The organism is Niallia sp. FSL M8-0099, assembly GCF_038006945.1.
In the GTDB taxonomy this organism is placed as follows: Bacteria; Bacillota; Bacilli; order Bacillales; family Cytobacillaceae; genus Niallia; species Niallia circulans.
Window position 1 is genome coordinate 306,827 of the sequence record NZ_JBBOWF010000002.1, and the last position, 16,229, is coordinate 323,055.

Annotated in this window: 19 protein-coding genes; 10 read left to right on the plus strand and 9 right to left on the minus strand. The window is 35.8% G+C overall.

Going from position 1 to position 16,229, the window contains the following annotated elements; all coding sequences use genetic code 11:
- A complete protein-coding gene (locus tag NSQ92_RS16430) occupies positions 1-183 on the plus strand; it encodes a hypothetical protein (protein ID WP_047942225.1) in 183 nt (60 codons plus the stop codon).
- 143 nt (positions 184-326) lie between these two features.
- Positions 327-725, plus strand: coding sequence for a hypothetical protein (locus tag NSQ92_RS16435; protein WP_144546589.1), 399 nt, complete (start codon positions 327-329; stop codon positions 723-725).
- Positions 726-920: 195 nt separating this feature from the next.
- Here NSQ92_RS16435 and NSQ92_RS16440 read toward each other — a convergent pair whose 3' ends face one another.
- Positions 921-1,130 carry a hypothetical protein gene (locus NSQ92_RS16440; protein ID WP_061799055.1) on the minus strand — a complete coding sequence of 70 codons (210 nt, stop codon included), beginning with the start codon at positions 1,128-1,130 and terminating at the stop codon, positions 921-923.
- Positions 1,131-1,370: 240 nt separating this feature from the next.
- Here NSQ92_RS16440 and NSQ92_RS16445 point away from each other — a divergent pair, with 240 nt between their 5' ends.
- From NSQ92_RS16445 to NSQ92_RS16455, 3 genes are all read left to right on the plus strand, one after another.
- The gene (locus NSQ92_RS16445; protein WP_341152963.1) at positions 1,371-2,138 is read left to right on the plus strand and encodes a glucose 1-dehydrogenase; all 768 of its coding nucleotides are present in this window, start codon (positions 1,371-1,373) and stop codon (positions 2,136-2,138) included.
- A 65-nt stretch (positions 2,139-2,203) separates the two neighbouring features.
- Entirely contained in the window at positions 2,204-2,701 is a 498-nt protein-coding gene (locus NSQ92_RS16450; protein ID WP_047942228.1) for a hypothetical protein, read from the plus strand.
- A 1-nt stretch (position 2,702) separates the two neighbouring features.
- On the plus strand, positions 2,703-3,716 hold the full coding sequence (locus tag NSQ92_RS16455) for an alpha/beta fold hydrolase (RefSeq protein ID WP_053215672.1): 1,014 nt from the start codon (positions 2,703-2,705) through the stop codon (positions 3,714-3,716).
- Positions 3,717-3,781: 65 nt separating this feature from the next.
- On the opposite strand, the gene NSQ92_RS16460 is transcribed toward NSQ92_RS16455, so the two are convergent.
- A complete protein-coding gene (locus tag NSQ92_RS16460) occupies positions 3,782-5,284 on the minus strand; it encodes a leucyl aminopeptidase (protein ID WP_061799061.1) in 1,503 nt (500 codons plus the stop codon).
- A 477-nt stretch (positions 5,285-5,761) separates the two neighbouring features.
- On the opposite strand from NSQ92_RS16460, the gene NSQ92_RS16465 reads away from it, so the two are divergent.
- Complete coding sequence (locus NSQ92_RS16465) at positions 5,762-6,238, plus strand: divergent PAP2 family protein (protein WP_047942230.1); 477 nt, start codon at positions 5,762-5,764, stop codon at positions 6,236-6,238.
- Between the two features lie 207 nt (positions 6,239-6,445).
- Here NSQ92_RS16465 and NSQ92_RS16470 read toward each other — a convergent pair whose 3' ends face one another.
- Complete coding sequence (locus NSQ92_RS16470) at positions 6,446-7,153, minus strand: 3D domain-containing protein (protein ID WP_047942231.1); 708 nt, start codon at positions 7,151-7,153, stop codon at positions 6,446-6,448.
- Between the two features lie 332 nt (positions 7,154-7,485).
- On the opposite strand from NSQ92_RS16470, the gene NSQ92_RS16475 reads away from it, so the two are divergent.
- Complete coding sequence (locus NSQ92_RS16475) at positions 7,486-8,478, plus strand: NAD(P)/FAD-dependent oxidoreductase (protein WP_095322188.1); 993 nt, start codon at positions 7,486-7,488, stop codon at positions 8,476-8,478.
- 158 nt (positions 8,479-8,636) lie between these two features.
- On the opposite strand, the gene NSQ92_RS16480 is transcribed toward NSQ92_RS16475, so the two are convergent.
- On the minus strand, positions 8,637-9,002 hold the full coding sequence (locus NSQ92_RS16480) for a HesB/IscA family protein (protein WP_082138323.1): 366 nt from the start codon (positions 9,000-9,002) through the stop codon (positions 8,637-8,639).
- 315 nt (positions 9,003-9,317) lie between these two features.
- Between NSQ92_RS16480 and NSQ92_RS16485 the strand changes: the two genes are divergently transcribed.
- Positions 9,318-10,004, plus strand: coding sequence for a DUF2225 domain-containing protein (locus tag NSQ92_RS16485; RefSeq protein ID WP_047942234.1), 687 nt, complete (start codon positions 9,318-9,320; stop codon positions 10,002-10,004).
- Positions 10,005-10,054: 50 nt separating this feature from the next.
- Here NSQ92_RS16485 and NSQ92_RS16490 read toward each other — a convergent pair whose 3' ends face one another.
- Positions 10,055-10,291 carry a DUF1450 domain-containing protein gene (locus NSQ92_RS16490; protein ID WP_047942235.1) on the minus strand — a complete coding sequence of 79 codons (237 nt, stop codon included), beginning with the start codon at positions 10,289-10,291 and terminating at the stop codon, positions 10,055-10,057.
- Positions 10,292-10,517: 226 nt separating this feature from the next.
- Here NSQ92_RS16490 and NSQ92_RS16495 point away from each other — a divergent pair, with 226 nt between their 5' ends.
- Positions 10,518-11,591 (plus strand): NAD(P)/FAD-dependent oxidoreductase, encoded by a 1,074-nt coding sequence (locus NSQ92_RS16495; RefSeq protein ID WP_047942236.1) that lies wholly within the window; start codon positions 10,518-10,520, stop codon positions 11,589-11,591.
- A gap of 203 nt (positions 11,592-11,794) precedes the next feature.
- Here the strand turns inward: NSQ92_RS16495 and NSQ92_RS16500 are convergent, their stop codons facing one another.
- Entirely contained in the window at positions 11,795-12,118 is a 324-nt protein-coding gene (locus NSQ92_RS16500; protein WP_047942237.1) for a YuzD family protein, read from the minus strand.
- Between the two features lie 167 nt (positions 12,119-12,285).
- On the opposite strand from NSQ92_RS16500, the gene NSQ92_RS16505 reads away from it, so the two are divergent.
- The gene (locus tag NSQ92_RS16505; protein WP_047942238.1) at positions 12,286-12,522 is read left to right on the plus strand and encodes a NifU family protein; all 237 of its coding nucleotides are present in this window, start codon (positions 12,286-12,288) and stop codon (positions 12,520-12,522) included.
- 51 nt (positions 12,523-12,573) lie between these two features.
- Here the strand turns inward: NSQ92_RS16505 and thrB are convergent, their stop codons facing one another.
- The 3 genes from thrB to NSQ92_RS16520 are packed head-to-tail and all read right to left on the minus strand — an operon-like array spanning position 12,574 to position 15,850.
- Positions 12,574-13,494 carry a homoserine kinase gene (thrB, locus tag NSQ92_RS16510; protein WP_061799069.1) on the minus strand — a complete coding sequence of 307 codons (921 nt, stop codon included), beginning with the start codon at positions 13,492-13,494 and terminating at the stop codon, positions 12,574-12,576.
- Complete coding sequence (gene thrC, locus NSQ92_RS16515) at positions 13,491-14,552, minus strand: threonine synthase (protein ID WP_047942240.1); 1,062 nt, start codon at positions 14,550-14,552, stop codon at positions 13,491-13,493. The genes thrB and thrC overlap by 4 nt, the downstream gene beginning before the upstream one ends.
- Positions 14,552-15,850 (minus strand): homoserine dehydrogenase, encoded by a 1,299-nt coding sequence (locus NSQ92_RS16520; protein ID WP_047942241.1) that lies wholly within the window; start codon positions 15,848-15,850, stop codon positions 14,552-14,554. Before NSQ92_RS16520 ends, thrC begins: the two co-directional genes overlap by 1 nt.
- Positions 15,851-16,229 lie beyond the last annotated feature (379 nt).

The window sequence follows — 16,229 nt, forward strand, 5'->3', positions numbered from 1 at the left end:
ATGAAAAATATACGTGAAGGATTAATCCCTACTGTTCTTGGAACAGCCGTTACAACTGCTGGCATTGCCATGAAAAAAAATCGTAAAATCGATTCCATGATTTCCAATACAGTCTTTGGATTTGGACTAGCACATGTGGTCTTAGGAACAATTGATCTAATCGAACACCGTAGTAAGTTTTAAGAAACAAATAAAACATCTTAAAGTTATGCATATTTTAAAGACTTGAAATCGAAACAGGCTATTTTTTCCTGATGTGATTTCAAGTCTTTTCTTATTCATAAATTCCCTTTATAAGGAATAGAATAAAAGAAGCAAAATTATGCATGAAAGGAATGGCTACTATGTACCACGCTCGATATTATCATCGTAAAATCCCTACTTTAGCAGCATTCCACCCATATCTTCATTACCCTCTCTATTTTCGAGAACTCCCAGAAGCGAATCCTTCTAAACTCATCAATTCTGCTAAGGATACCCTATCTTTATTGCCTGATGTGGAGACCTGTTTAAAAAAATTTGCTAACTCTCCTGACTTTTCCAAGAATCTCATGAATGCCGCTCAATTATCTAAAACGGAAACAGTGGAGCAATTAATAAAATCAATTGGCGTAAAAGAATCCCCTACAATAGCTTATAATCCTGATGGGATTACATTAAATTTCGACCATAAAAATAAGCCACCCTATTGCTGCTTCTTATCTGTTCAATTGAGATGGCGTTAGCATTTTTTAATTGTTCATAATAGATTATTTCAGGCTGTATAACGTACTGCCTGAAATAATCCGATAAAGAATAAGTGAACTTTATTTTTCTAAAACGCTTTTTGTTATGATTGATTATACCTGTTCAATCATTGCTATATAATTAATTGTACCTTTTACCAAAACAGCTATTCTTCTATCCAATTGATGGATTTTTTAGTAATAAGGATACGGTCCATATGGTCCCGGAGCAAACGGAGCTGGACCAAACGGAACAGGGCCATATGGGACAGGACCAAAAAACGGTCTTGGTCTCACTAAAGCCCCGCCTATTACTCCTCCTAATAAACCACCCACAAAGGGTGCTGCAAACCAGGCTCTTGAATCTTGCTGTGGATATTGATACTGATAAGGGTATCCATACATTCTTCAACATTACCTCCACTCTCATTTTAGACTTATTTCTCTTCTCTATTTTCTATGCGAATGTCCCCCTTTTGGACTGGGCTATCGCCTTATATCGCTAAATTTCTAGAAATAAATGCTTTCTTTGTTAATAAAAAAAGTGCAGGATAGGCATAGGTAATTCCATTAATTTATTCACGCTTAGGTCATTGCTTGTCTATACTATATGGAATAGATGTCGCAGGAGGAATGGTAAAGAAAATGAATTCACTTTTTGATTTCACGAATAAGACGGCAATTATCTCAGGGGGAAGTCGAGGGTTAGGAGAACAAATGGCCAAAACGCTGGGTGAATCTGGGGCTAACATTGTCATTTGTTCCAGAAACTTAGAACAGTGTACAAAAACTGCTGCTAAATTACAAGATAAAGGAATAAAGGTATTAGCCCTTCCATGCGATGTATCCAAAAAAGAGGATATAGACAATGTTATTAGCCAAACAATCGCCAAATTCCAAACTATAGATATCTTAATTAATAACAGCGGTACTTCCTGGATGGCACCTTTTCTTGATTATCCCGAAGAGAAATGGGATAAAGTACTTGATGTTAATCTCAAAGGATCTTTTTTATTTTCACAGGCAGCTGCTAAAAAAATGGCAGAACAAAAAAAGGGCAAAATAATTAATATTTCTTCTGTTACCGCATTTAACGGAACTCCGCCGCACTTATTAGATGCAATTGCTTATAACACGAGTAAAGGCGCACTCATTACATTAACCAAAGAATTAGCTATTAAGTTAGCCCGTTATAATATCCAAGTAAATGCGATTGCACCAGGTTTTTTCCCGACAAGTATTACGACTAAATTAGAAGATAGTAAAAACCTAATTACTGCTGGAATTCCAGCAAGGCGCTTAGGGGAATTAAGTGATTTAGATGGAATTATTCTGCTCTTAGCTGGAGAATCTTCCAATTATATCACAGGACAAACAATTGCCATTGATGGTGGACTTTCCTCTAGTTTATAAAAAAGGGAGTCTAGAAATAAGCTTTAGGATGTTCACTAAAAAAGAAAAGAAAGAGGGATAGGAAAATGGCACACGTTACAATCGATTTTTATGAGTTATTAAAGAAAGGCGGCACTTTATTACAATATCGGTTAAATAACCGTATTAAGAACAGTTTAAATCAAATGTCCATTATTGATTTCACAACTTCAAAAATGAATCCATTAACAAACAAATTAGATCAAATTCAAACTTATACAGAGCAATTAAGTAATTATATGAATCTACCTACTAAAACAGACCTTGCAAACGCAACCCAGTTAATTCTTCAATCAGAAGAAAAAATCGATAATCTTGATGATCAGTTATTTGAATTAACGACAATGATGAAAGAAGTCAAACAACTAATTGAACAATTAAGCATGAATCCTTCTGATGATTACTCCAATCAATTGACAAATATCATTACGGAGCAAGAACAGCGTATTTCCACACTTCAAAATGAATTAGTGCAAGCAAAACAACAATTGGATTCACAAAAAGACGAACTCAGCTTTTCTACTATTTCCAATCAGGCGATATAATATGGCAAAAAAAAGTCTAGCTAAATTTATTCATACCTTATCGTACGATCCTGCCGTTGGACAATCAGAAAAATATGCCATTTGGAAAAAAAACAAAGCAACTTTATGGTATTACCCTTCTAAAGAAAGAAAATATAAAGAATCGATTTTTCTTGTTTATTCAATCGTGAATAAACCATATATTCTTGACTTAGGTCCCTCCATGAGTTTAATTGAGGCATTTAATAACGCAGGATATGATACGTATTTAATTGATTTTGGGATTCCTGCATACGAGGATCGTCATTTAACCATTGATGATTATATAGCAAAGTATATTCAACCAGGTTTTAAACGTGCGATGCGACATGCTAACTCCGATTCCTTTACTGTCATTGGTTTTTGTTTAGGAGGAACACTTGCCAGCATATTTGCAGCATTAGATAATCGTTATATTAAAAATTTAATTCTTGCGGTGTCTCCAATTAACTTTTCCGATTTTCCGGACTATGATAAGTGGCTGAATGCTCTTCGCGAAAATGAACTGCACCTTGAGGAATTAATCGATAAAATGGGCATTGTACCTCCTGAATCGGTTAAATATGGAACTAGGTTACTTGTTGCTCCTCTTTCCTTCAGCCATTATTTAGCACTTTTAAATCGTTCTGGCGAAGAAACATACTCGGAAAAATGGGCACGAATGAACAAATGGACACTCGATCATATCCCTGTAGCTGGGGCAACGTTTAAACAACTTATGAATGACTTTGTCAGGGACAATAAGATGATTGAGGGTGGTTTAACAATCAATGGAGAAGAGGTTGATTTGTCTAACATTCACTCTAATTTACTTGTATTTTCCACCAAGAATGATCCTCTTGTTCCAAGTTCTCTCTGCGAACCAATTATGGATCTTGTTTCAAGTCAAGATAAATCCTTTGTTTTATTTGATGGCGGGCATGCTGGTCTCGTTGCGAGTACTCATATGCCAGAACCAATGGAAAAGTGGCTGCAAGCACATAGTACCCCCCTATAAAAAACCAGACCCCATCAATCGATAAAATGGGGTCTGGTGATTTCTTCTATAGATCTACGTATTTTCTATTTTATACTTTCAAATCTTTCTACAAACAATGCTAATGTTCTAGTCATAGCGCCTGTTCCACCTGGCTGACCTAAATCAGTAGCCTTACTTTGTGTAGATGTTCCAGCAATATCTAAATGAACCCATGGTGTTTCCTCTGCAAATTCGCCGATAAAGGCACCACCCATGATTGCATGACCAGCGGCACCTGGTGAATTATTTAAATCTGCAATCGGACTATTGCGCACTAATTTCTTATGACTCTCAAAAATAGGCAGTCTCCACATTTGTTCCCCTGCTTCATAGGAAGCTTCTAACACCTGTTCAAATAAAGATTCATTATTCGTCATTGCACCTGTCGTTTCCATTCCTAAAGCGGTAATTACTCCACCTGTAAGGGTTGCGACATCTACAAGGTAGTCAGCGCCATGATGTTTTGCGTAAGTTACTGCATCTGCTAAAACTAAGCGACCTTCTGCATCTGTATTTAATACCTCAATTGTTTTTCCACTCATCGATGTGATAACATCATCTGGTTTAAACGCATTACCACTTATCATATTATCAGTAGATGGAATAACTGCAACGACATTTTGTTCTGGTCTCAATTCTCCAATAATCTCCATTGCTCCAAGAACTGCTGCTGCACCGCCCATATCCGTTTTCATACCGACAATACCAGTTTTTGTCTTAATAGAATAACCACCTGTATCAAAGGTAATCCCTTTTCCTACTAAGCCGATGACATCTTCCCAGTTATCTTTTCCCTGGTATTTCAGCACAATCATTTTAGGAGGCTCTGTCGAACCTTGGTTCACAGCAAGCAATGCACCCATACCAAGCTTTAGCATATCTTCTCTCTCTAATATTTCTGCCTCAAAGCCATATTTTCCCGCTAATTCTAGTGCATAATTAGCTAAATCTGCTGCTTTTAACATATTCCCTGGCAGGTTAACTAGCGTACGCGCAGAGTTTGTTGCCTGACCATATACATACCCTACTTTTAGCGCTGACATAACTTCCTCTTCCTCTACATGACTATAAACAGTAATTTCTGTAATCTTTTTTTCTGGTTCATTTGATTTTTGTTTATAACCTGAAAACTCATAGGTAGCAAGACCAAACGCTTCACTGCTTGCATGAGCAACATCTTGTGCATCATTTTCCTCTGATACAAAGGAATCCAAGTATATAGCTGTTTCCACCCATTTTTCACTAGTAATGCGTTTAAAGGTTGCTCCAAAGATTGCTTTTAGCTCATCAAAGGTCAGTTCTTTCTCTTTTCCTAATCCAACAAAAATAATTCGTTTTGCTCCAATTTTTCCAAAAGTATGTATAACCGTAATGGCCTTTTTCTTTGCTGAAATATCCCCATCTTTTACTAAACTAGTTAATTCTCCTTCAAACTGTTCGTCTAGTAATTGCAGCTTACCTTCTAATTTAATAGACTTATCAAATAATCCAATAATAATATTTTCATGATTATTTTGAAAATCCCATTCTTTCTGATATGAAAACATAATCAATTCCTCCATTCTATTTCTTCTTCTATTATAACGAATTTATTTATCATTTCGTATATCTAATTAAATTTACCTCATCCATTTCTAAATGATAATGCTGCATTCCTAAAGATTAGCTGCAGCTGAATGATTTATTTTGAAAAACAACTTTCTTATAAAAGGTACCAAAATGTAAAAAGATTTTTCGAATTTAAGTAGAAAGCACAATATTTGGTTATGTTATAATAAGATAAGTGGAAAAGCAAAAAGAGCATTGAAAATTGCTCTCAATCATTTAAAAATGAATCGCATTTTTGTTTTTCCATGGCTTTGAAAGCAAATAATACAGAATGAAATTCATTTTAACCCTATATCTAGCTCCACTGTCTACCTCCTTATTTCCATTAATTCTCCTTATATGAAAGATTAATAATGAGTTAAATAAGGTATACATACTAAAAGTACATATTTTTCACAGAATGATGAGGTGTTTTTATGGAACTACTAGCTAACTTTCCTTTACTTGCGAGTTTGGCTGCAATCTTTTTTGCGCAATTTGTCAAAGTGCCAATCACTTTTTTTGTTACGAAAAAAATTGACTGGTCTTTGTTAACTAGTACAGGAGGAATGCCAAGTTCTCACTCAGCAGCTGTAACTGCTCTTTCTACTGGTGTGGCTCTGCAAACTGGCTTTGATTCACCGATCTTTGCAGTTGCTGCTATTTTTGCGATAATCACTATGTTTGATGCTACAGGCGTTAGAAGACAGGCAGGAGAACAAGCAATTGTTTTAAATCGCTTAGTAAACGATTTTAATAAGTTCTTAAATGAAGCAAAAGGATGGCAAAACAAACCGGAGCAGGAAAAAAGAAAAGAATTAAAAGAATTGTTAGGACATAAACCGATAGAAGTATTTTTTGGTGGACTAACCGGAATTGTATTGACGCTTGTTTTACATATGCTAATTTATTAACCTTGACTTTATAAATACAAATAAATACTGCTTAAGATATTATATTCTAAAGCAGTTTTCAGACTGTCGACAACATAAAACTGCTTAAGCTATTCTAAAGCAGTTTTATTTATTCTAAAAAAGAAGGATATCCTAAAAAATCAACTAACATTTTTTGTTAGGACCTTGATTTTAGAATATCCTTTTTACTTGATAATTAGTATGTAATTATTTATTTTCTGCTTTTGTATACTGTTGACGGAATACTTGCATAGATTCTTCTTCATTTAACGCACTTAACGTTTCTTCTGTTAGTTTGCCTTTACCCATTTCCACTATGTATACATCTATTGTTTTCTTGCCCCATTGACTATATACATCTTGTACGGTTTCATAGTATAAATCTAATCTATTGCCATTAATTGCTGAACCAGTATCTGCCACAACCCCAAATCCATAATCAGGGATAAAAAGAATAGTTCCAATTGGAAATACACTAGTATCAGCAGCTATGGTACTATATAAATCTCTTTTTACTTTTACGCCTGAATAGGTAATACCGAATTGTGGATGCCCTGGGTTCTTGCCAGTTGACTCATATCCAGCGGTATAGCCTGTTGCTATCACCCGTTTTGTCGGATATTGTGACCAATCCTTCATATTTTCTAGCAAAGGGGGTTTACCTGCAACCTCTTTACTGGATGAAATTTGTGTTTTTTCCGCCAATGCTTTTTTAAAGCTTTTTAATGCTACACTCATTTGTTTTATTGTATGATCAATATGACCGGTATCTTTACTTACCTGAGATTGTTCGTTAGTACTAATATTTATCGAACTCGCCTTAACACCTGAAATCGATTGGAACGTGGTTAGTAGTGCTGCCATTAAAAGTAGAACCATTCCTACTCTTCTAAAAAACTTTTTATAATAATTCATATTTTTCACTCCTCTCAAAACTATTCATTTCCCATATTCAAAGAATTTATTCATAAAAAGGTTAAAAGCAGAACTTTCCCCTAGTAAAATACCAAAAAAATACAAAAAAACATCGATTAGAAGGTTCTAATCGATAATTTCTACATTATTTTCCGAATTATACTATTACCAATAAAAGTTAAAAGTTGGAAATTCTTTATTTTATAAAATTTATGAGTAGGATGGTGGTCCTAGATAGCTTTCAAAATTGGAAGATTAAAAAAGTGAGAAATCATAATCATTATGATATGATAGCTTGTAGAACTGATCTTTATTAGGAGGGTTTAGGAAAATTGGAAGAAAATCAAACCATTTATGATATTACTGTTATCGGTGGTGGACCTGTAGGCATGTTCACTGCTTTTTATGGAGGGATGAGACAAGCAACCGTTAAAATCATCGAGAGTCTCCCTACCCTTGGCGGTCAGCTTACAGCACTTTATCCCGAAAAATATATATATGACATTGCTGGATTTCCAAAAATTCGTGCTCAAGAGTTAGTCGATAATTTAGAAGAGCAAATGAAAAAATTTGAACAGTCTATCGTACTAGAACAAGCTGTTCAAACAGTGGAGAAACAAGGTGACGGTATATTTAAAATTACTACCGATAAAGAAGTCCATTACTCCAAAACTATTATTATTACAGCTGGAAACGGAGCTTTCCAACCTCGTAAATTAGAGTTGGAACAAGCGAAAGAATATGAAGGAAAAAATCTTCATTACTTTATCAATGACTTAAATCAGTTTGCAGGGAAAAAGGTAATGGTGTTTGGTGGTGGAGATTCTGCTGTTGACTGGGCATTAATGCTAGAGCCTATTGCGGATACTGTTTATTTAGCACATAGACGTGATAAATTCCGTGCACATGAGCATAGTGTAGAAAACCTTAAAAATTCAAAAGTAAACATCAAAACTCCTTATATTCCTTCAGAGTTAGTAGGAGATGAGGAAATCAAACAAGTGATTCTTGAAAATGTAACAACACAAGAAAAAGAAATTATTGATGTAGATGCAGTTATTGTAAACTATGGATTTGTTTCTTCTTTAGGCCCAATTAAAGAATGGGGCTTTGAGATTCAAAAGAACTCTATTGTTGTTAACAGCAAAATGGAGACAAATATTCCAGGTATCTATGCAGCTGGAGACATATGCACATATGATGGAAAAGTGAAATTAATAGCTACAGGTTTTGGCGAAGCGCCTACAGCAGTCAATAATGCTAAAACATATATGGATCCAAAAGCTCGAGTACAGCCTCTTCACAGTACTTCTTTGTTTAAATAACCTTTTCTAAAGACTAATGATAATCAGTTGTTTTCTCTCAATGGTTTGGAAAACAACTGATTACATTCAGTCTTTTTTATTAAATAAAAAAACCGCTGTGTCATGAAGACCAAAAGGTGTTCATGACACAGCGGTGTTCAACTTTTAAAGCTTTGTTCTTAACACTCTTCTGGTGTTCCAGCCACTTTCGCTGTACGGAAAGAAGACCCGCAACCACATGAGGCAATCGCATTAGGATTGTCGATGGTGAATCCGCCGCCCATTAGGGATTGCTTGTAATCAATTTTTGTTCCTTTTAAAATAGGGCCATCGTTTTGATCAACTAACACACGAATGCCATATTGCTCAAAAAGTTGGTCATTTTCTTCTTTATCCGGTGAGAAACCCATTCCATAAGATAAACCACTGCAGCCTCCACCTTTTACTGCTACTCTTAAGTAGGAACCTTCTTCATCGTTCGCCTTCATCATTTCTTTTATTTGAAGAGCAGCGGCTTCTGTTATGTGTACAATTTCTTCTGTCACTGTTCATTCTCCTTTCGTCCTGTTATTACTTCTTATTATATTATATACCGCTAATCAAAACTACTCAACTGAAGGGACCTGTGTAAAACATGGTAACAAAACAGGTCTATGTGATAATCTGCACGAACATTTTTCAAGTATTTTCGATTAAAACATTATTATCGTTTACTGTTCCCACTTTGAAGAAATCCCTTAATATAATATAGACTTTTCACCTATCTGTAAAATTTTTATAGGGAATATTACTCACGATAAGGTATAATAAAATATATAAATATCTAGCCTTTTTACCTAACAACAAAGGGAGTGAGAAATTTGAACAAAATCGAACCGTTATTTGATAAGCAATGTACCTGTTTGCTTTGTCACACTAAATTTACAACAAAAAAATTACGTTCAAGATTTGTCAAATTGAAAAATTTAGATACAGATTTCTTTCCTGTCTATGCTGAGCATAATCCACTCCTTTATTACATAAATGTCTGTCCTGCTTGCGGGTTTTCTTTTAGTGATGATACAGTTTCTTATTTTTCTCCAGAAAGTAAAAGGATACTAATCGAAAAAGTATGTTCCCAATGGATTCCACATTCCTTTGGAAAAGAACGTAACATAGAGGATAGTATTAAAACATATAAATTAGCTGCTTATTGTGCTTCTTTACGGAAGGATAAGCATATTACCCTTGCAGGACTCCACCTGCGGATTGCATGGCATTATCGTATGTTAAATAATCATAAACAAGAGAGGCGTTTTATATCCCTTGCATTATCAGAATATGAAACTTCCTATTCTGTTGGTGACTATCAGGGAACTCCTGTTTCTGAATTAAGAACCATTTATTTAATAGCAGACCTTTCCAAGCGGACAGATAATCTAGAAAAAGCTACAAAATATTATTCGAAAGTAATCGAGCAGCAGAGTAGGACAGTGGAAACACAAATTGTCAAGCTGGCAAAAGAAAGCTGGCAGGAAATAAGAGACAGGCAAAAAACCTTCATCTAAAAACCGCTTATATCAGTGAATTAATTTTAAACACACTGATATAAGCGGTTTTATGTTGGATTTGCCTTCAAATATTGATAGATATTCTCAACAAGCTCGTTTACATCTTTCCCTTTGACTACTTCACCATCTACTAACGCAAATAACGAATCGCCACATTGCCCACAATAACTTAAACACCCATAGTCAATCACATCTAAAGAATCATCCTGTTCAAGACATTCTTTCGCTTCATATGCGCCTGATGCTAGGTTACTCGCACAAAATTCAATTAGCGGTTTAAACAAACATCTCACCTCCCTCTGAATTATACAGGTTTTTCTTAGTGTTGAACGCAAAAATTGTCTGATTTCATACTTCCTTTCTTAATCTGTAAGGGGAAAAGTCATTTTCCTTCTATAATGAAGAATAAACAGTCCTAACCTTTTAATATACTCTAAAAGGAGCAGATCTAAAATTACGAACTAATTTTTAAAGAATAGATTTTCTCATGAGCACAATAAGGGGGAAAAAATGAAAAAATTAATAATATTAGGCGGCGGTTATGGTGGTATGCGTGTTTTATCCTCTATCATACCTCATTTACCATATAATTTTATGGTCATATTAATAGATAAAGTCCCATTTCATTTTCTAAAGACAGAATATTATGCTCTTGCAGCTGGTACTGTACTGGATAAAACCCTACAAATTCCTTTTCCTAAACACCCTCAAGTAAGCATTATACAAGCAGAAGTGGAAAAAATTGATTTGGAAAACAATAAAGTTTGGTTAGCGGGAAGAAATCCGATCGATTATGATGATTTGATTATTGGACTTGGCTGTGAGGATAATTATCACCAAGTCGAGGGCGCTAAAGACAACACTCATAGTATTCAATCCATCAATAAATCCAAACGAACACATAAGCAGCTCCATAGCTTGTCTCAGGGGGCAAAGGTTGCAATTATCGGCGGCGGCTTAAGCGGCGTTGAGTTAGCAGCTGAATTAGCTGAAAGTAGCAGCCTGCAAATCACACTTTTGGATCGTGGAAATACCATATTATCTTCTTATCCTAAAAAAGTAAGAAACTATGTAGAACGATGGTTTACAGATAGAAAGGTTAATCTTATCAAAAATAGCAATATTACTTGTATAAAAAAAAATACAGTTTATAATCATGGAATCCCACAGCATTATGACTGTATTGTTTGGACAGCTGGGATTCAACCAAATAAAGTTGTACGGGAACTTGACGTGGAAAAAGATAAGAAAGGACGCATTCTCTTATCCAAGCATCACCACCTTCCTAATAATGAGCATGTTTTCGTAGTTGGTGATTGCGCAAGCCTTCCTCATCCTCCCAGTGCACAGCTTGCAGAAGGACAGGCAGAACAAATTGCTTTTGTTTTAATTTCTCGTTGGCAAGGGAAAGTACTACCTGATTATATGCCGCCAATCAAGCTAAAAGGGGTCCTTGGGTCATTAGGAAAAAAAGCCGGTTTCGGACTTATTGCCAAAACCGCTTTAACAGGAAGAATTCCACGCTTAATTAAACATGGAGTGCTATGGAAAGATAAAAATAATAAAAATAAAATTAACGACTAGTAAAAGAATGGGAGTGTGTCACACTTATTCCAGCTTAAGATAACGCTGGAACAAGAAAATACCAATAATATTCCCTATCGATTTTAATCGATAATAAGAGTTATAGTTATCCTTCTAGACTGAATATACTTCCTATTGTATCGATAGCCATGTGTATTCAGTCTACTCCATTATTTCTGAAAAAACGGATACAATTTTAACCATTAAGCACTAGTATATCCGTATTTCTCAAATTCTGCATAAATTTTCTTCAACTTCGGATTACCTTCGCCTACAATCTCTCCCTCAATTACTACTACTGGATAGAATAAATCTTCCTCTATAATTTTCTGACAGAATTTATTTTTATCTTCCGTATAATTGGCTTGAAAAATATCATAATATTTAATCTGAAAAGTTTGCTCTGGAAATTTTCTACTTAATGCAGCCTGGAGCCATTCATATGTGTCCTTAGAAGATGGCAGGTTAACACAGCTGGCACAAATTTGTTCTGCTCCATAAATACTTACTTCAATTTCCTTTTTCAAATAAACTCTCCTCCATGGGATAGACAAGCTTGCCTATCCATTATTTTTCCGGTATTATAGGGTTTTGTTATATATCCAATTTTTTGTTTATTTAATTCGTGTTTCTTGATTATAGATTTTTCATCCTAATGTGATTATAATAAATAATAGGAAAGGAGTCGATATGTATGCAAGAAGTTGAAATGAAAGAACAAGTCCAAGAAGTACTAGATAAATTACGTCCATTCCTTTTAAGAGATGGTGGAGACTGTGAATTAGTGGATGTAGAGGATGGCATTGTAAAACTACGCTTATTAGGTGCTTGCGGAAGCTGTCCAAGTTCTACTATTACTTTAAAGGCTGGTATTGAACGTGCTTTATTAGAGGAAGTACCAGGCGTTTATGAAGTAGAACAAGTATTTTAATTTTTGATGAGAAAATGCAGAAAGAGGATGCAATTGCATCCTCTTTCTTTTTTATTTAACTTCTGTTGCAAGTACTCCGGAGCAAGTACTGCCTTTCTTGTCTATTTCCAATGGGAGGAAACGCATATCAGGTAATTTCGGCACTAATCCATCTATTAACGTATTCATTTTTCCTGGTTCTACAAAACACAATACTGTCGGCCCCGCTCCACTTAAAGCCACCCCATAAGCACCTAGCTCGCAGGCATGTTCTTCCATTAGCTCTAAGTGCGGTACTAACTCTTTCCGATATGGCTGATGATACTTGTCCTTTTTCATCATTTTTCCAGCAAGTTTCCTATTACCTGTAAGCAGTGCCGCAACTAATAGATTAGATACTGCACCTGCTGAAACAGCTTCAGCAAAAGAAAGAGTGTCCGGTAAAACTCCTCGTGAAGACTTTGTTAATAGCTCTTCTGCTGGAATCACAGCTAGTACTTCCAAATCTACCGAATGAATGATTTCTGCATCTACTTCTTCTCCTAATTGACAGCCAACAACTAAGCCGCCGAAAATACTCGCTCCAACATTATCTGGATGCCCCTCCATTTTGGAGGCAATTGCAAATTTCTGTTGTTTAGTCAATTGTAAATTACCAACTTGATCTGCTAGTTCAATTCCTGCCACAATAGCGGAAGCACTAGATCCAAGTCCTCTTGCTAAAGGAATATTACTATTCACTTTTATTTGACAAGGAGGAAGAATAGTATGAAATGATTTCGCCACCTCGATCGCTGTTTTAATAATGAAATTACTTTCATCACTTGGAAATTCCTTCAATTCATCTGTTAACGGAATAACCTCCCAACAGTCACTTTGAACAACTTCCAATGTTAAATATAAGTTTAACGCTAGTCCAATACTGTCAAAGCCTGGCCCGAGATTAGCAGTACTCGCTGGGACTTTAATTAGCAGCATCTCTCCTTCGTTCATATATGAACGACTCCCTTAATGTGATTAGCTACTGCTTTTTCATCATTAGGTAATACTACTGGCTTAATTGGACTTACATCGATTGCTGTATTCGGATCTTTCAAGCCATTTCCTGTAAGGATCGCTACTATTCTACTTCCTTTAGGAATTTTCCCATTTTGAATATGCTTATAAACACCTGCAATCGATGCACAAGAACCTGGCTCAGCAAATACCCCTTCTTTTGCAGCAATCGTACGATATGCAGCAATAATCTCTTCATCTGTTACTTCATCAATAATTCCCTTGGACTCTTCTTGTGCTTGAACAGCCAGCTTCCAGCTAGCAGGGTTACCAATTCGAATGGCTGTAGCAATTGTTTCTGGATTTTCAAATACGCGATTATGAACAATCGCTGCTGCTCCAGCCGCTTCAAAGCCGTGGATTTTCGGCAGTCCTGTTTGCTTTATTTCGTGGTATTCTTTAAATCCTTTCCAATAAGCACTAATATTTCCAGCATTACCAACAGGAATTGCCAATATATCTGGCGCTCCTCCTAATTGGTCACAGACTTCAAAAGCAGCTGTTTTTTGTCCTTCTAAACGATACGGATTCACTGAATTAACAAGTGCAACTGGTTCTGTTTCACTAATTTTGCGTACCATCTGTAATGCTTGATCGAAATTCCCTTCAATCGCAATAATCTCAGCACCATACATAACAGCTTGTGCTAATTTTCCCATCGCGATTTTTCCTTCTGGTATAACGACAATACAGCGCATCCCTGCACGTGTAGCATAGGCAGCTGCTGCAGCTGACGTATTTCCCGTAGAAGCGCAGATAACGGTTGAGTTTCCTTCTTCCTTTGCTTTAGCTACAGCCATGACCATTCCTCTATCTTTAAAGGAGCCAGTTGGATTAGTTCCTTCCGTTTTGACAAATAGCTCTACGCCCCATTCCTCAGACAACTTTTCCAGCTTAATTAAAGGTGTGTTTCCTTCATTCAGTGTTAACATTGGTGTCGATTCATTTATTGGTAAATACTCTTTATATTCTTCTAAGAGACCCTTCCATCTCATTACTTTGTTCCTCCTTCAACTCGATAAGAACTTTTAACTGTTCGAACAGATGATAAGTCCCTTAATTCTAATAAAATATTCTCATAGTTTAATAAAGACGCATGGTGTGTTACTAAGACTATTTCTGCCAACCCTTTTTCCTTCACTGGTAACTGGAGGATCTTCTCAAAGCTGACTCCATGCTGGGAGAAGATAGATGTAATTTCCGCAAATACTCCAACCTCATCCACTACTTGCAGTCGTAAGAAATATTTAGAAAACATTTCGTCTGGCTCTTTTAGCTTCTTTTTAAATTGTGGAGCGATTGCACCTTTTCCATTAACGCCCAAGCGCATATTTTTCAAAACATTCACTAGATCCGATACAACGGCTGTTGCAGTTGGTAAGCTTCCGGCACCAGGTCCATAAAACATCGTTTCTCCAACCGCTTCTCCATATACATAAACAGCATTATACTCATTATTAACGGCTGCCAATGGATGGCTGTCGACAATAAAAGTAGGCTGGACACTAACTTCTACTTTTTCTTCCTGTCTTTGAGCAATACCAATGAGTTTCATTGTATATCCTAACTGCTTTCCATACTGTATATCGTCATCTGTTACATTCGTTATGCCTTGTACCTTTACATCTTCCAAGCCAATATTCATCGAAAAGCCTAAAGTTGCTAAAATAGTCATTTTTCTTGCTGCATCCAGCCCTTCGACATCAGAGGTAGGATCACTTTCCGCAAAACCTAATGCTTGCGCTTCTAAAAGAACATCCTCATACGGTCTTTGCTGTTGACTCATCTTCGTTAAAATAAAATTAGTTGTTCCGTTCACAATTCCCATTAATTTAATGATACGGTCAGAAGCTAACCCATCTACTAAACCTCTTAGAATAGGAATTCCACCAGCAACACTTGCCTCATAAAATAAATCACAATTATTTTGGGAAGCTGCTTGCAGTAGCTCTGCTCCATGTACTGCCATTAAATCCTTGTTAGCCGTTACTACTTGTTTTTTATTTTTTAAGGCTTTTAGCAGGATGTTCCTTGTCTCTTCAATCCCACCCATTACTTCTATAACCACATCTATTTCAGGATCATCTAATATATCATTAGCATCAACTGTTAAGAGAATATCATCGGTTATCTCTACTTCTCGTTCTTTCTTTACATTCTTGACGAGTATTTTTTTTACCTGCACTGGACAGCCGACTTGATGCATGATTTTATCTTGATGATTTTCAATAATTTTTACAACGCCCGATCCAACAGTTCCTAAGCCGAGTAGTCCAATTGAGATTGCCTCCATCTGTTTACCTCCCGTTGATGTTCTTTTTACGAGAACAACTGTCTTTGTATAGTAGACATTATAGTGTTTGATTCCTTTTTTTACAAGGGGTGTTTAAACATTCTTTTAAAATTTTTATTTTAAAAGAATAAGAATAGCTTTTCCCTTTTAAAAAGAATATTTGTGCTCGTTTACTTAATGAATCCATTATATAGGAAGATGCTAAAATTCCAAAAGAAAAATTATAAATTTTATGTATATTTAGATTTTTTAAGCAGTGAGTCGACGAAGCGCTCGTCGCTCACTCCATGGAAAAGAAACTGTATTCATAAAAAAAACCAGACAACATACGAAATTCCCATGAATATCTCCGTATAATTGTTAGGATTTTCCTTTTTTT

Excerpts from the sequence above, each read along its gene's own strand:
- thrB (WP_061799069.1), bottom strand. The coding sequence starts at position 13,494 with ATGAACGAAGGAGAGATGCTGCTAATTAAAGTCCCAGCGAGTACTGCT.
- NSQ92_RS16445 (WP_341152963.1), top strand. The coding sequence starts at position 1,371 with ATGAATTCACTTTTTGATTTCACGAATAAGACGGCAATTATCTCAGGG.
- NSQ92_RS16460 (WP_061799061.1), bottom strand. The coding sequence starts at position 5,284 with ATGTTTTCATATCAGAAAGAATGGGATTTTCAAAATAATCATGAAAAT.
- NSQ92_RS16505 (WP_047942238.1), top strand. The coding sequence starts at position 12,286 with ATGCAAGAAGTTGAAATGAAAGAACAAGTCCAAGAAGTACTAGATAAA.
- NSQ92_RS16430 (WP_047942225.1), top strand. The coding sequence starts at position 1 with ATGAAAAATATACGTGAAGGATTAATCCCTACTGTTCTTGGAACAGCC.
- NSQ92_RS16465 (WP_047942230.1), top strand. The coding sequence starts at position 5,762 with ATGGAACTACTAGCTAACTTTCCTTTACTTGCGAGTTTGGCTGCAATC.
- NSQ92_RS16440 (WP_061799055.1), bottom strand. The coding sequence starts at position 1,130 with ATGTATGGATACCCTTATCAGTATCAATATCCACAGCAAGATTCAAGA.
- thrC (WP_047942240.1), bottom strand. The coding sequence starts at position 14,552 with ATGAGATGGAAGGGTCTCTTAGAAGAATATAAAGAGTATTTACCAATA.
- NSQ92_RS16435 (WP_144546589.1), top strand. The coding sequence starts at position 327 with ATGAAAGGAATGGCTACTATGTACCACGCTCGATATTATCATCGTAAA.
- NSQ92_RS16520 (WP_047942241.1), bottom strand. The coding sequence starts at position 15,850 with ATGGAGGCAATCTCAATTGGACTACTCGGCTTAGGAACTGTTGGATCG.
- NSQ92_RS16455 (WP_053215672.1), top strand. The coding sequence starts at position 2,703 with ATGGCAAAAAAAAGTCTAGCTAAATTTATTCATACCTTATCGTACGAT.
- NSQ92_RS16450 (WP_047942228.1), top strand. The coding sequence starts at position 2,204 with ATGGCACACGTTACAATCGATTTTTATGAGTTATTAAAGAAAGGCGGC.
- NSQ92_RS16495 (WP_047942236.1), top strand. The coding sequence starts at position 10,518 with ATGAAAAAATTAATAATATTAGGCGGCGGTTATGGTGGTATGCGTGTT.
- NSQ92_RS16470 (WP_047942231.1), bottom strand. The coding sequence starts at position 7,153 with ATGAATTATTATAAAAAGTTTTTTAGAAGAGTAGGAATGGTTCTACTT.